Annotated in this window: 1 protein-coding gene; it reads right to left on the bottom strand. The window is 57.0% G+C overall.

The window, feature by feature from the left end:
• Nucleotides 1–386: DUF4158 domain-containing protein (locus KP705_RS18940; protein WP_215765428.1), on the bottom strand; the 386-nt coding region annotated here is incomplete at both ends.

Genomic DNA, 386 nt, shown 5'->3' with positions numbered 1-386 from the left:
TCGTCAATCAGGATCGCAGCCATGCGGGATGGCTGGGTCACATGATGTGCAATTGGCATCGCGAAACCGGTCATGTCATGAAATGCCGACCGATCGAAGGTTCGGTAGCCATAACGCTTCATCAGGTGGGCCAGATGGGATCGACGGGTTTCGTCACGACGTCCGTAATGGGACCAGAGCCCAGGGGACAGGTCGAGCTGCCGCGCAACAAATGACAGAATGGGAGCCGGTGGTGTTTCACCAGATTCCAGCACCCGTCCCGGCCAGCGCATGTAGAGCATGACCATCGTGAAACCCAATCGGGAGGTTTCTCCGCGGCGGGTTGCGATCAGATCGAAGTCATCCTGGCTGAGTGTAAAATGTCTCGTGATCTCGCGATCATCGAC

This window comes from Gluconobacter sp. P1D12_c, from assembly GCF_018812105.1.
GTDB classification, from domain to species: domain Bacteria; phylum Pseudomonadota; class Alphaproteobacteria; order Acetobacterales; family Acetobacteraceae; genus Gluconobacter; species Gluconobacter oxydans_A.
The sequence above is the reverse complement of the archived record's forward strand: the minus strand, read 5'-3'. Positions and strand labels throughout refer to the sequence as shown.